This window comes from Actinoplanes sp. NPDC051861 (assembly GCF_040681145.1).
Lineage (GTDB): Bacteria > Actinomycetota > Actinomycetes > Mycobacteriales > Micromonosporaceae > Actinoplanes.
In genome coordinates, this window is the sequence record NZ_JBFAYE010000034.1 from 25,847 (window position 1) to 38,319 (window position 12,473).

Annotated in this window: 16 protein-coding genes; 8 read left to right on the plus strand and 8 right to left on the minus strand. The window is 71.4% G+C overall.

Features of this window, described 5'->3' with window-relative positions; translation table 11 throughout:
• Positions 1-146: 146 nt before the first annotated feature.
• Both cysK and epsC read right to left on the minus strand, forming a co-directional pair.
• Complete coding sequence (gene cysK, locus AB0M02_RS44995; protein ID WP_364238661.1) at positions 147-1,058, minus strand: cysteine synthase A; 912 nt, start codon at positions 1,056-1,058, stop codon at positions 147-149.
• Entirely contained in the window at positions 1,055-1,567 is a 513-nt protein-coding gene (epsC, locus tag AB0M02_RS45000; RefSeq protein ID WP_364238662.1) for a serine O-acetyltransferase EpsC, read from the minus strand. Before epsC ends, cysK begins: the two co-directional genes overlap by 4 nt.
• A gap of 107 nt (positions 1,568-1,674) precedes the next feature.
• Here epsC and AB0M02_RS45005 point away from each other — a divergent pair, with 107 nt between their 5' ends.
• On the plus strand, positions 1,675-2,412 hold the full coding sequence (locus AB0M02_RS45005; protein WP_364238663.1) for a YwiC-like family protein: 738 nt from the start codon (positions 1,675-1,677) through the stop codon (positions 2,410-2,412).
• Between the two features lie 11 nt (positions 2,413-2,423).
• On the plus strand, positions 2,424-2,858 hold the full coding sequence (locus AB0M02_RS45010; RefSeq protein ID WP_364238664.1) for a cupin domain-containing protein: 435 nt from the start codon (positions 2,424-2,426) through the stop codon (positions 2,856-2,858).
• Positions 2,859-2,892: 34 nt separating this feature from the next.
• On the opposite strand, the gene AB0M02_RS45015 is transcribed toward AB0M02_RS45010, so the two are convergent.
• The gene (locus AB0M02_RS45015) at positions 2,893-3,483 is read right to left on the minus strand and encodes a putative glycolipid-binding domain-containing protein (protein WP_364238665.1); all 591 of its coding nucleotides are present in this window, start codon (positions 3,481-3,483) and stop codon (positions 2,893-2,895) included.
• A 177-nt stretch (positions 3,484-3,660) separates the two neighbouring features.
• Between AB0M02_RS45015 and AB0M02_RS45020 the strand changes: the two genes are divergently transcribed.
• The 4 genes from AB0M02_RS45020 to AB0M02_RS45035 all read left to right on the plus strand — a co-directional run bounded on the left by AB0M02_RS45020 (position 3,661) and on the right by AB0M02_RS45035 (position 7,747).
• Positions 3,661-4,617: a serine hydrolase domain-containing protein gene (locus tag AB0M02_RS45020; RefSeq protein WP_364238666.1), complete on the plus strand. Its 957-nt coding sequence runs from the start codon at positions 3,661-3,663 to the stop codon at positions 4,615-4,617.
• A 258-nt stretch (positions 4,618-4,875) separates the two neighbouring features.
• A complete protein-coding gene (locus AB0M02_RS45025) occupies positions 4,876-6,804 on the plus strand; it encodes a protein kinase (RefSeq protein WP_364238667.1) in 1,929 nt (642 codons plus the stop codon).
• 17 nt (positions 6,805-6,821) lie between these two features.
• On the plus strand, positions 6,822-7,349 hold the full coding sequence (locus AB0M02_RS45030; protein ID WP_364238716.1) for a DUF6529 family protein: 528 nt from the start codon (positions 6,822-6,824) through the stop codon (positions 7,347-7,349).
• A 56-nt stretch (positions 7,350-7,405) separates the two neighbouring features.
• Complete coding sequence (locus AB0M02_RS45035; protein ID WP_364238668.1) at positions 7,406-7,747, plus strand: hypothetical protein; 342 nt, start codon at positions 7,406-7,408, stop codon at positions 7,745-7,747.
• Between the two features lie 11 nt (positions 7,748-7,758).
• Here AB0M02_RS45035 and AB0M02_RS45040 read toward each other — a convergent pair whose 3' ends face one another.
• Genes AB0M02_RS45040 through AB0M02_RS45050 form a run of 3 tightly spaced genes read right to left on the minus strand, consistent with a single transcriptional unit; the run spans position 7,759 to position 9,352 of the window.
• Entirely contained in the window at positions 7,759-8,136 is a 378-nt protein-coding gene (locus tag AB0M02_RS45040; RefSeq protein WP_364238669.1) for a glyoxalase superfamily protein, read from the minus strand.
• A 45-nt stretch (positions 8,137-8,181) separates the two neighbouring features.
• Positions 8,182-8,439, minus strand: coding sequence for a hypothetical protein (locus AB0M02_RS45045; protein WP_364238670.1), 258 nt, complete (start codon positions 8,437-8,439; stop codon positions 8,182-8,184).
• A gap of 10 nt (positions 8,440-8,449) precedes the next feature.
• Positions 8,450-9,352: a DMT family transporter gene (locus AB0M02_RS45050; RefSeq protein WP_364238671.1), complete on the minus strand. Its 903-nt coding sequence runs from the start codon at positions 9,350-9,352 to the stop codon at positions 8,450-8,452.
• A 74-nt stretch (positions 9,353-9,426) separates the two neighbouring features.
• On the opposite strand from AB0M02_RS45050, the gene AB0M02_RS45055 reads away from it, so the two are divergent.
• Positions 9,427-10,326, plus strand: a complete 900-nt coding sequence (locus tag AB0M02_RS45055; RefSeq protein ID WP_364238672.1) for a LysR family transcriptional regulator — start codon at positions 9,427-9,429, stop codon at positions 10,324-10,326.
• A gap of 69 nt (positions 10,327-10,395) precedes the next feature.
• On the opposite strand, the gene AB0M02_RS45060 is transcribed toward AB0M02_RS45055, so the two are convergent.
• Positions 10,396-11,025 (minus strand): maleylpyruvate isomerase family mycothiol-dependent enzyme, encoded by a 630-nt coding sequence (locus AB0M02_RS45060; RefSeq protein WP_364238673.1) that lies wholly within the window; start codon positions 11,023-11,025, stop codon positions 10,396-10,398.
• Positions 11,026-11,062: 37 nt separating this feature from the next.
• Here AB0M02_RS45060 and AB0M02_RS45065 point away from each other — a divergent pair, with 37 nt between their 5' ends.
• Positions 11,063-11,950: an RNA polymerase subunit sigma-70 gene (locus tag AB0M02_RS45065; protein ID WP_364238674.1), complete on the plus strand. Its 888-nt coding sequence runs from the start codon at positions 11,063-11,065 to the stop codon at positions 11,948-11,950.
• Here AB0M02_RS45065 and AB0M02_RS45070 read toward each other — a convergent pair.
• Positions 11,904-12,446: a hypothetical protein gene (locus tag AB0M02_RS45070; RefSeq protein WP_364238675.1), complete on the minus strand. Its 543-nt coding sequence runs from the start codon at positions 12,444-12,446 to the stop codon at positions 11,904-11,906. The two genes, AB0M02_RS45065 and AB0M02_RS45070, sit on opposite strands and share 47 nt — an antisense overlap.
• Positions 12,447-12,473 lie beyond the last annotated feature (27 nt).

The following is a 12,473-nucleotide window of genomic DNA, read 5'->3' on the forward strand; positions in this document are numbered from 1 at the left end:
GCGATATTGGTGCACCGGATTCTGCGGTGCGGACTGCATGGAGAATGACGCCAAAGAGGACATGTCGAAGCGACATTCATTGCCGGTGCCGCGCGAATTGGTTCCGAAAAGCGAGAATCCAACCCCCGGTCTCTGGCCGAAATCAATCAGTACAGTGGCGTGCTCAGATACCTCTCCCCGGTGTCCGGCAGGACCACGACGATGGTTTGGTCCTTGTTGTCCGGACGGTGGGCCACCTCCCGGGCCGCGTGTAGCGCCGCACCGCTGGACACGCCCGCCAGGATTCCCTCGGTCCGGGCCAGCAGGCGCGATGCCGCCCGCGCCTGGTCGACGTCCACGTGCACGATTTCGTCGTACACCGTCGGGTCGAGGACCTCGGGTACGAAGCCCGCGCCGATTCCCTGGATGCCGTGTGGGCCCGGCGGGCCGCCGGACAGGACCGGGGACTCGGACGGCTCGACCGCGACCACCCGGAGCGCGGGTTGCTTCTCCTTGAGGATCTGGCCGGCGCCGGTCAGGGTCCCGCCGGTGCCCACCCCGCCGACCAGCACGTCCACCTCGCCACCGGTGGCTTCCCAGATCTCCAGGGCGGTCGTGCGCCGGTGCACGTCCGGGTTGGCCGGGTTGTCGAACTGGCGTGGCAGGAACGCCCGCCGCTCGTCCGCGATCTCCAGGGCACGCCGCACCGCGCCCGCCATGCCCTCGGACGCCGGGGTGAGCACCACCGAGGCGCCGTAGGCCGCGAGCAGAGAACGCCGCTCGACGCTCATGCTCTCCGGCATCGTCAGCGTCAGCCGGTAGCCGCGCGCGGCCGCGACGAGCGCCAGCCCGATCCCGGTGTTGCCGCTGGTCGCCTCGACGATTTCGCCGCCGGGACGGAGTTCCTCGGTGGCCTCGGCTGCCTCGATCATGGCGAGGGCGATGCGGTCCTTGACGCTGCCGCCGGGATTCGCCGACTCCAGTTTGGCCACCAGCCGCGCGGGCAGGCCGGGCTCGAAGCGGGACAGGCGCACGAGCGGGGTCCGGCCGATCAGGCCGGTCACATCAGAATGAATCATGGATAGCCCCTGAGGTCAGTAGCGGGAAGGCGGAGCCGCCCACCCGGCGGGACGTCGGCGAGCACCAGGCAGTGCGCCCCGATCTCCGCGTCGTCGCCGACACGTACCGGGCCGAGAACGCTCGCACCGACCCCGATGACGACCCGGTCGCCGATCACCGGATGCCGGGACGAGCCCTTGGGTTCGCCGCCGCGCCCGCCCAGCGTCACCCGGTGGTACAGCGTCACGTCGTCACCGACGCGCGCGGTGGCACCGATGACCACGCCCGCGCCGTGGTCGATGAACAGCCGCCGCCCGACGACCGCGCCGGGATGGATCTCGATGCCGGTCAGCAGGCGGCTCACCTGCGAGAGCAGCCGGGGAAGAAGCGGCACGCGCCAGCGGTGCAGGCGGTGCGCCACTCGATGTGCCCACACCGCCCAGAGTCCCGGATAGAGGAGCACCTCGGCGTGCGCGAGGCCGTGCAGGGCGGGGTCGCGCCGGCAGACGGCGCGGATGTCGTCGTACATTCTCGGTCCTCGTCGGAAGGATTCCGACGCTATCCGTGCGCGACCTCCGCGGGGCAGGGACCAACGGCCCTGTTCGCTGCGCCGTCCGGCGGCATAGCTTTCCGGCCATGAGCGGCACCACGGTCCGTCCCGTCCGACGGCGCAGTGTGCGCACGTTTGTGCCGCCGCAGCACGGTGCGTGGGCGATGCTGCTGGTCCCCTACCTTGCCGGGCTGACGGTGGCCGGGTTCCGGTGGCCGGATCTGCCGCTGCTCGGCGCGTGGCTCTGCGGATACCTCCTGTCGTACTTCGGGTTCCAGGCCGTCAAGACCCGACGGCCCGGCCGGTACCGCGAGCCGCTGCTGCTGTACGCGCCACTCACCGTCGCGTTCGCCGTTCCGGTGCTGGTCGGCAGCCCGCGGGTGCTCGTGTTCGCCCCCGTGTACGCGGTCCTGATCGCCGTCAACGCCGTCTACGCCCTGCGGCGCCGGGAACGTGCCCTGGTCAACGACCTCGCCTCGGTCGTGCAGAGCTGCCTGATCATCCCGGTCGTGGCCGTCATCGCCGAGCTCCCCGTGACGGAAGTGCTGCCGGCCGCACTCGTCGTGCTGCTGTACTTCACCGGCACCGTCCTCTACGTGAAGACGATGATCAGGGAGCGCGGCGTTTCCGCGTACATCCTTGCCTCTGTCGTCTTCCACATGCTGGCGCTCGCCGCGGTGAGCCCGCTCGGCCCCGTGCCCGCGCTGGTTTTCGCCCTGCTGCTGGCCCGCGCGTGGCTGCTGCCCGGCCGCCCGCTGACGCCGAAGCGGGTCGGTCTCCTCGAGATCGCCGCCAGCGTCCTGGTCCTGATCGCGATTGCCTAGGATCGACTTCCATGACGACCCGGCCGCCGCTGGCGGAACAGCTCGACATGGCGCCGCACCCCGAGGGCGGCTGGTTCCGGGAGACCTGGCGGTCAGCCGTCAGCTTCAAACCTGAGGGGTACGACGGACCGCGCAGCGCCGCGACCGCGATCTACTTCCTGTTGCACCCGGGCGAGGAGTCCGCGTGGCACGTGGTCAAATCGGACGAGCTGTGGTTCTGGCACTCCGGCGGCGCTCTCGAACTGCGCCTGGGCGGCGACGGTGACCATCCGGGTGAGGTCGAGGTCGCCGCGCTCGGGACGGACCTGGCGGCCGGGCAGCGCCCGCAGGTGCTGATCCCGGCGGGGGTGTGGCAGGCCGCGGCACCGGCCGGTGACGATCCGGTGCTGGTGAGTTGTGTGGTGGCGCCGGGCTTCGACTTCGCCGACTTCCGGATGCTGCCCTAGTTTCGCGGCTTCGTCTCGGCGGAACGGCTTCGTCTCAGCGGACCAGGCGGAGGCGGCCCGGTTGGTAGGCGACGACTCCGGACGGGTCCAGCTCGTAGGTGGTGGCGGGGCCGTCGCCGGTGACGCGCAACCGTTTCGGGCTGACCAGGTGATATGTCGTAGCGGACGGGACCACCGCTAGGGACGGCACCAGCACCCGGGCCGACGGCACCGTCACCGGGCCGGACTCGGCGGTCAGGGCCAGCCGGCGCACCGCCCAGCTCACGAAGACCGGCGAGTCGGTGACCCGGAGAACCGCGTCCTCCGGGATCGCGGCCGGGTCGGCGCAGCCCGGAGCGGGCAGGCCGGCGTCGCCCGACTCGGCGGCGTGGCAGGTCCAGCCGCCGGCGTTGCGGCGCAGGTCCAGGGTGCGGCTCCAGCCGCCGCCCCGGCAGGTCACGCTCAGCTCGCGCACCACCGCGTCGTCGTCCACCTCGGCGGTCCAGGTCATCGCGTATGGCAGGGCACCGTGCACGACCGCGGTCCCACCGCCCGGCGCCAGCACCAGCTCGGTGCCGACCACGTCGGTGCGCTGCCACGCCAGCGGCCCGGACAGGAGGGTGCGAGCGGTCATCGTGTCCGTCACCACGCCTCCCTCACCGCCGTCCCGGATTCCCATGTTTGCACCGCCTCATCGCTGATGCTGCCGATACGTCCCGATAGGGTACTCACCGCCGCCCCGGATGCCCGCAGTGTGCCCAGGACGCGCAAGTCATGCGGAGTTCCCCGGATCCGCTTGCCGCACACCCCCAAGATGGACGGCATGCCCGATCTTGAGGATCTCGTCCGCCAGTCCCTCGGCAAGCTCTCCAAGGACCGCCATGGCGTCGTGGTCGCGGCCGTCGCCGGCGACACCGTCGAGATCCAGGGCACCGGCGGCCACGACGCCACCACCCGGTTCGAGATCGGCTCGATCAGCAAGGTCTTCACCGCGCTGCTGCTGGCCCGCCTCACACTCGCCGGCGTCACCAGCCTCGACGAGCCGCTGCGCGACCTGCTCCCGCCCGGCGCGAAGGTGCCCGTGCGCGGCGGCCAGGAGGTCACGCTGCGGCACCTGGCCCAGCACCGTTCGGGGCTCTCGCGCCTGCCGACGGGCATGCTGCTGCGTGCGCTCCTGCGGCCGTCGACGCCTGATCCGTACGCTGCGTGCACCGAGGAATTTCTGCTCGACGCGCTCGGCCGGGCCAGGCTCGGTGCGGTCCCCGGACGCCGCTTCCGCTATTCGAACTTCGGCGCCGGCCTCCTCGGCCTGGCACTCTCACACCGCGCGGGCATCAGCTACGGCGCTTTGGTCACCCGAGAATTCAATCTTGAGGGTACGGGAACCGACGGCACCACGACCCAGGGGCACCGCAAACTCGGGCGGCCCGCCGAACCGTGGCACCTGGCCGACCTCGCCGGCGCCGGTGGTCTCCGGTCCACCGCGACCGACCTGGTCACGTTCGTCCGCGCCCATTTGGCCGGCGACCCCGCGATCAACCTCGCCCTCGAAACCGGACACCGCCTCAACCCGTTCGCCACCGTCCACCTGGGATGGTTCTCCCGTCGCCTCAAAGGGGGCGTCCAGCAGTACTTCCACAACGGCGCAACCGGCGGCTTCTTCTCGTTCGCCGGCTTCGACCGGGATTCCGGTACCGGTGTGGTGGTGCTGAGCGACACGGCCCGATCGGTGGACAACGCCGCGTTCGCCCTGCTGACCGAGGTCGGCTCGCTCTCCTGACCGCTCTGGCACAGGTAGACAGAACGCGCGTTCTTTCTCCCTGTCCCGTCTCTAGACAGAACGCGCGTTCTTTCTCCCCGCGCCGCGATGAACCAGATCACGTCGTGCTCATCGTCCTGACCGGCCTCGCGCCGCGCCCGGCACAGGTAGACAGAACGCGCGTTCTTTCTCCCCGCGCCGCGATGAACCGGATCACGCCGCTCCTGGTATGGGGAAGAGACAGCGACGACTGCGTATCGTCGACGTAGACCTCAATCGATGAGCGAGGGCACCACCATGGCCGGTCAGCGTTCCGAGTACCCGGAAGGGCTGAGCCTGCGGCGTTTCCTGTCATTCCGCCGAGGACGGCTCACCCCCGACGAGGCTGCCACGATCACCGCCCAGGTCGCCGCGGCACTCGCCACGGCCCACGTGCAGGGGACTCTCCACCTCGGCCTGAGACCGGAGAACGTGGTCGTCGTCCGCGGATCGTCGCCGCCCGAGGCCCGGGTGGCGGGGTTCGGAACACCCCGCGTGCCGGACCCGGCGTACACCGCGCCGGAGATCCGCGGCGGGAGCGCACCTTCAGCGGCAGCGGACGTGTGGTCGCTCGGGGTGATGCTGGTCGAGATGGTCACCGGGGATGTTCAGGGGGATCCGCGATCTCTGCCGTCTCCGCTGGACGTGGTGAGCAGGGATTGTCTCGCGGTGGAGCCGGGGCGGCGGCCGCCGGCTCAGCGGGTGGCGGTCTATCTGGGGCAGGTCGCGGGTTCGCTCAACGCGGCCGGCTTCCCGGGGCCGGCTGGGTTCCCGGACGCGGCTGGGTTCCCGGGGGCGGCTGGGTTCCCGGAGGCGGCTGGGTTTCCGGCGCCGGCGCCCGGTCCGGTCGTTTCCGGCCCGCCGGCGGCTGGGTCTGTTCCGCCTGGTCCGGCTCCGGCTGGGACTGTCCCGCCGGGTCCGGCCGGTCTTTCCGCGGCAGCCAGCGCATTTTCGGCGGCGGCCAGCTCTCTGCCCGCTGTGCCGCCCGGCATCTTCCCGGACTCGCATTCGCCGGCCGGGCCGGTCTCGCCGCCGGAGGCGCCCAGCACCTTCCCGACAGTCGAGCCTCCCACCACGTTCCCGACAGTCGAGCCTCACGCCACGTTCCCGACAGTCGAGCCTCACGCCACGTTCCCGACAGTCGAGCCTCACACCACGTTCCCGGCCGCGGAGACCAACCCGTTCCCCGTGGAGCGACCCACCACATTCCCGGCCGCCGAGCCTCACGCCACGTTCCCGGCTGCGGAAGCCAGCCCGTTCTCCACCGAGCGACCCTCCACATTCCCGGCCACGGAGGCCGGTGCGCCGCTCGCTGCCGGGCCTCACACGCTTCCCGCCGACGGGCCGTGGGCGTTCCCTGCCGACGGGCCGGGTGGGTTCGCCACCGGTGTCGCCGCCGCGCCCGCCGGGCCGTACCCCGGCCCCGACCTACGAGCCGCCTCGGCCGCCCCGCCGCCCGAGCCGGAGCGCCGCCGCTGGCGACGCGGACCCCTGCTCACGCTCGGTGCCGCGGTCCTGGTCACCGCCGCCCTGGCCGGGCTCAACCTGACCGCCTCGCCCGGCGAACGTCCCGTACAGACCGCCCAGCAGATCACCACGACAGCGCCGGCGGGCACCACGACCGCCCTCTCCGCTCCCCCGACCACAGCACTCGGCGCGCCGCCGGCCACGACCACCGCCGCCCAGGAGCAGCTCCGGGTGACACTGGCCGGCAAGGTCGACAACGACGGCGGGACACTCGCGCTGTCCATCCGGGACGGAAAGGCCATCGCGTACGTCTGCGACGGCGACCGCGTCGAGTCCTGGCTGCAGGGCACCGCACGCGACGGCGCCCTCGCCCTCAAGGGCCGCGACGGCAGCAGTTTGACCGGCACATTCGACGCGCGCAGTGCCGAGGGCGAGATCACCGTCGCGAACGCGACCAACACGTTCAAGCTCGGTGTCGTCAAGAAGCCGTCCGGCCTCTACCGGACCGCTGCTCGCGTACGCGGCGCCCAACTCGACGGCGGCTGGATCGTCCTGGCCGACGGGCGCCAGGTGGGCGTACTCGCCGTCAACGGCGTCCCCGCCCCCGCCCCGCCGCTCGACCTCACCACCCGCACCACCACGGTCGACGGCGAAACCGTCCCCGCCACCACGATCGACGCCGACAGCGGCGAGGGATTCTGACCGTGGACGCCGGCACGCTGACGCAACCCCGCATCTGGTTGCCCACCGTCGCCGGCGTCGGCACCGCCGTCTCCCTGGGCGTCTACGGCCGCCTGCACACTCCCGCCGGCGCCGCCGACGTACCCGCCTTCATCCGCCTGCAGGACACCAAGGTCTGGCTCGCCACCGCCGTCCTGGCCCTGGCCGTGATCCAGCTGCTCGCCGCCCTCTCCCTCTACGGCAAGCTACCCACCGCCCGCTGGATCCCCGCCCTGCACCGCTGGACCGGCCGCCTGGCCCTGCTGCTCTCCCTGCCGGTAGCCGTACACTGCCTCTACGCCCTCGGCTTCCGCAGCGACGACCTCCGGGTCCTCGCCCACTCGCTGCTGGGCTGCCTCTTCTACGGCGCTTTCGTCACCAAGATGCTCCTGCTGAGCCGCCCCGGCCCCACCCGGCCGTGGACCCTCCCCCTGATCGGCGGCCTGACCCTGACCGCCGTCACGGGCCTGTGGCTCACCTCAGCCCTCTGGTTCTTCACCACCATCGGCCCCGGCTGGTCCTTCTAGCACCGGCGAGAGGAAACCCGTTGATCGACGACTCCCCGAATGGCGGCACGGTAGCTATGGAGCTGCCTGGACGGTTCCGGCCCCGGCGTTACGTGATCGGTCATTCGGAGCTGGAGATTCGGAGTGGGTACGGCTCGGACCGGGTGACCAGTCTGATGTTCTTCGGGGTGCTCGGCGTCAAGCTGAAGTCCGGGTACGACTCGTTGACGGTGACCGATGCCGACGAGCCGCTGCGGTCCGAGGTCCTTTCCTACATCGGTGTGGCCGGGCGGTCATCGGCGCGGCGGGTCCGCGTCTTCGCCCTCTCGGAGCACAGCTTCGTCGCGTGCTTCACGCTGGTCATCCGTGAATACGCGAACGCGGACGACACGGACGGGAAGCTCATCTACCGAAGCTAGACCGTGCGGCGTCAGCCGTTGGGGCGGTTGTCCAGCGCCTGCAAAGACCACCTGTTCCCGTCCGGGTCGCGGAAGTGGACGAACCTGCCCCACGACAACACCTCCACCTCGCCCGCGTCCACGCCGGCGTCCGTGAGCTGCCGGCGCGCGGCCTCGACGTCCGCCACCACCACCAGGATCTCCTGGGTGCCCGGCTCCCGGTCGGTGATCCCCTCGCCGAGCGAGATCGAACACGCCGATCCGGGCGGCGTCAGCTGCACGAACCGCAGCTTCTCGTGCACCCGGTGGTCATGGTCGGCGTGGAAGCCGATCCTCTCGTAGAACGCCTTCGCACGATCCACATCCGTAACCGGCACCGGAACGAGCTCGATCTTCCAGGTCGCTGTCATACGCCGAGCTTGCCGCCGATTGCGGCCACTTCCTGACCGCTGCGCTCAGGAACCCGACGGCACGTCGCAGTTGTAGGTCATCAGCACCTCGCCCGTCCCCTCGTCGATCAACACGAGCGCGGCGGGTGAGCCCGCCCCGGTGGTGATCCAGGCACAGGTCTTGGGCGGCGCGGGCGGTATCCGCTCGCCCGGGAGTGCCAGCACGAGCATCGCCAGCGGCGCGAGCACCAGGAAGCGGGGCGGCCTCCAGGTGGTCCGGGAACTCCGCTGCGGCAGCGGCGCGTCGAGATCGATGATCGGCACGGGGCGAATGCTATCCGAGAGCGCTGACGGGAGGCCGGACACGGGGCGCCGCGCGCCGGTGGCGGGTCTCGACGCGCTGCCCGTAGTACGTCCCGCCCAGCACCAGCACGATCCCCGCCACCGTGACGGCCGTCAGATGCTCCCCGCCCAGCCCGACACCGATCAGCACCGCCCACACCGGTTCCGTCCCCAGGAGCAGGCTCGCCCGCGCCGCCGACGTCCGCCGCACCGCCCACAGCTGCACGAGGAACGCGAACACACTGCATCCCAGCGCCAGATAGACGATCCCCGCCCACTCCGCGAATCCGAACGCCCGCACGGCCGCGCCGAGCGTAGGTACAGCCGCCACCCCGAACAGCACGGTGCCCACCACGGTCTGCACGAACGTCAAGGTGACGGTGTCGAAGGACCGGCCCCGCGTCAGATGACCGGAAAGGGTCACGTGCACCGATCGGACGACCGCCGCGCACAGCATCAGGCCGTCGCCGAGGGACGGTGCGGTGAGGCCGGGGCCCGCCACCAGCAGCACCACACCGGCGACGGCGACCAGGGACGCCACGAAGAAGCGGCCGGGCAGGAAGCGGCGGCCGGCGACACCCTCCATCAACGGTGTCAGGAGGATCGTCAGGCTGATCAGGACGCCGGCATTGGTCGCACTTGTGTGCGCTACTCCGTACGTCTCAAGCAGTAAAACGGCCGATTGCGTCAGTCCCAAGAGTGACCCGACGCCCAGCTCGCGACGGCCCGGCCTGCCGGGGCGCCGCACGGCGATCACCGGGAGCATCGCGACGGCCGAGAAGAGGAACCGCAGCGCGAGCACGGCGAGAACGCCGCCGACGACGACCAGGGTCTTGGCGGCCAGATAGCTGCTTCCCCAGATCACCGCGACGGCCAGCAGGAGCGACGTCGACATGGTCGTCAGCCTGCGAGATGCTGATGATGTAGACAAGACGCGATGCGCTGAATCGACGATTTAGTGAGGACTTCATGGAACTGCATCACCTGAGCCTGCTGCGCGAACTCGGCGACCGGGGCAGCGTCGTCGCGGTGGCGCAGGCGATGCACATCACACCGTCGGCGGTGTCACAGCAACTCAAGGTGCTGCAGCGGTCGGCGCGGGTGCCCCTGACCGAGCGGCGCGGGCGCAGGCTCGTGCTGACCGAGGCGGGCCGGGCGCTGGCGAGCGCGGCGACGGAGGTGTGGACCGCGCTGGACAGGGCGGATCGCATCGTGGAGGCGTACCTCGAAGATCCGAACGTCCCGGTGAGCGTCGCCGCGTTCCACAGCGCGGGCCTCGCCTGGTTCGCGCCCCTGCTGCGCGAGGTGGCGGCGGACGGCGGGCCACCCCTTCGACTGGCCGACGAGGACGTCGCGCAGGCCGACTTCCCGACGCTGGTGGCCGATTATGACCTGGTGGTGGCGCACCGCCTCGCGCACAGCCCGCCCTGGCCGGCCGACCGGGTCGCGGTGGTGCCGCTGGTCCGTGAACCACTGTTCGTCGCGCTTCCGGCCGGCCACCCGCTGACCGCCAAGCCCACGCTGACCGCGAATGACGTAGCCGCCGAACCCTGGATCAGCGTCCACGACGGCTTCCCGCTGGAGGGGATCCTGGTGGCGATCGCCGCGGCCGCGGGCAGGCCGCTGACGATCGCGCACCGGATCAACGAGTTCACCGTCGCCGCCGCGGTGGTCGCTTCGGGCGCGGCGATCGCGCTGCTGCCGGGTTACACCATTCCCCCCAATCCGGGCGTAACGCTGCGCCCTCTGGCCGATCTCCCCGCTGCGCGCCACATCGACGCGCTCACCCGCCCGGAGACGCTGCAGCGGACCGCGGTCCGAGCGGTGGTCGATCACCTGCGGCGGCTTGCGGTTTCGCAAAATTCTTAGGGGTACGCGACTCGTGCTCTGCCGCACCGAGACCCGCGACCCGGCTGCCGCGCAAGGCCGTTGCGCGGGCTACGGCGCCCACTGCGTGGTCACCCGGCTGAACCGCCCGGCGTCCGCACCGCTCAGCAGCCCCGGCGGCAGCTTCCGCCCGCACACCACCAGCAGCAGGTCCTGGGCCGCCCCGCGCACCGGCGCCCCCTCGCCGAACGTCCAGTCCAGGTCGGTCGCCCGCAGGGACACGCCGTCGAGGCCTGCGCCGAAGTACGCCACGCTCTTCGCCGTCATCCCGCCGAGGACCACCCGCAGGCGGTCGAGGGGCACCCGCCGGTCCAGGCCGAGGGCGACGCTGATGTCGAGGCCGTGGATCACGTCGTGCGACAGCGCGCCCGCCGCACCGCCGCCCGGTGGCGTCCACGGGTGTGCGATGTTGTCCCGCAGCGAGGCCAGCAACTCCTCGCTGGTCATGCCGGCCGCGTCCCGGGCGGCGGTCCGGTCGATCATGCGGTTCATCCGCCCGCCGGCCTTCAGCATCTCGACCAGGAACCGGGCCGTCGACGTCCGGAACGGCAACGTCATGTGGGCGACCACCTCGCGTACCCGCCAGCCGTCGCAGAGCGTCGGCGCGTCCCACTGGTCGGGGGTCAGTGCGGCCAGCATTCCGGCCAGGTCGGTGCGTTCGCCTTCGATGTGAGCTCTCATGGACGGTATACGCCGGGCCTCGGGCAAACTCATCGGTATGTCGTCGACGGACCTGGAGCAGTACCGCGCCGAGCTGACCGGCTACTGCTACCGGATGCTGGGCTCCGGGTTCGAGGCCGAGGACGCGGTCCAGGAGAGCCTCCTGCGAGCCTGGCGGACCCACGATCCGCAGCGCTCGTCCGCGCGGACCTGGCTGTACCGCATCGCCACCACCGTCTGCCTCGACATGCTCCGCGGCGCCCAGCGCCGAGCCATGGCCATGGACCTCGGCCCCGCCGTCGAACTGGGCGAACCGTTCGGGACACCACTGCCACCGAGCCGCTGGGTCGAGCCGATCGTCCTGCCCGAGGACCACGCGGTACGCCGGGAGACGATCCGGCTGGCCTTCATCGCGGCGCTGCAGCACCTGCCGCCGAAACAGCGCGCCGTGCTGATCCTGCGCGACGTCCTCGCGTGGTCGGCGCAGGAGGTGGCCGGCCTGCTGGAGACCTCGGTCGCCGGCGTGAACAGCGCCCTGCAGCGTGCCCGGGCCACACTGCCGGCAACCACACCCGTCGACCCACCGGACCACGCCCAGCGCGAACTCCTCGAACGCTACGTCGCGGCATTCGAGCGCCACGACATCGAATCCCTCGTGAAGCTGCTGCACGAGGACGCCACCACATCCATGCCGCCGTTCGCGTGGTGGCTGCGCGGCCGCGACCAGATCCGCCTCGCGATGCTCGCCCCCGAGGCCTCCTGCGAGGGCGCCCGCCTCGTACCCGTCACGGTGAACGGCGGACCGGCCTTCTGGCAGACCCGCCCCGGCCCCGACGGCCGCCACGAACGATTCGCACTGGTCGTCGTCGAGACGTCAGGCGGCCTGATCACCGACACGATCACGTATCTGGAGGCCGACCGGCTGGCTCCGCTGTTCGCCCGGTGAGCCGCTGGTAGGCGGCCGGGGTGAGCGGGCGCCAGCGCTCCCGCCCCCGCCGGTCAATTCCACAGACGACCAACAGCCCGGTGGCCGTGCGCCCCAGCGCCCAGGCCGGCGCACACCGAGCCCCGACCCGAACGTCCCTCTGAGCAGCGGGCAAAGGGGCCGCCGCCGTCGACGCCTTCTCGGACGGCGTCGTGCTCGGGACCGCTTTCACCCTGGCGGGCACCGGGTTGGCGGCCCGGTTGCCGCTCTCCCGGTTCCAGCCGTAGAGCGCGGCCGGCGCCCCGCAGCAGATCAGAGCCAGCACACAGAGCGAAGCCACCACCGCGCCCACCGGGCGACGGTCACGCCGAGCAGCCGTGTCAGCAGGTTCGATGAGGATCGCGATCGTGGGGTCCCCGCCACCGGGACGCCGCCGCGGAATCGCGACCAGATGCCGCCGGGCACCGGGCCGCCCACGCGGCAGAGCGATCAGGTGCCGCCTGATCGGTTCGGTCACCGCCCCAGTCTCACCAACACAGAGTGC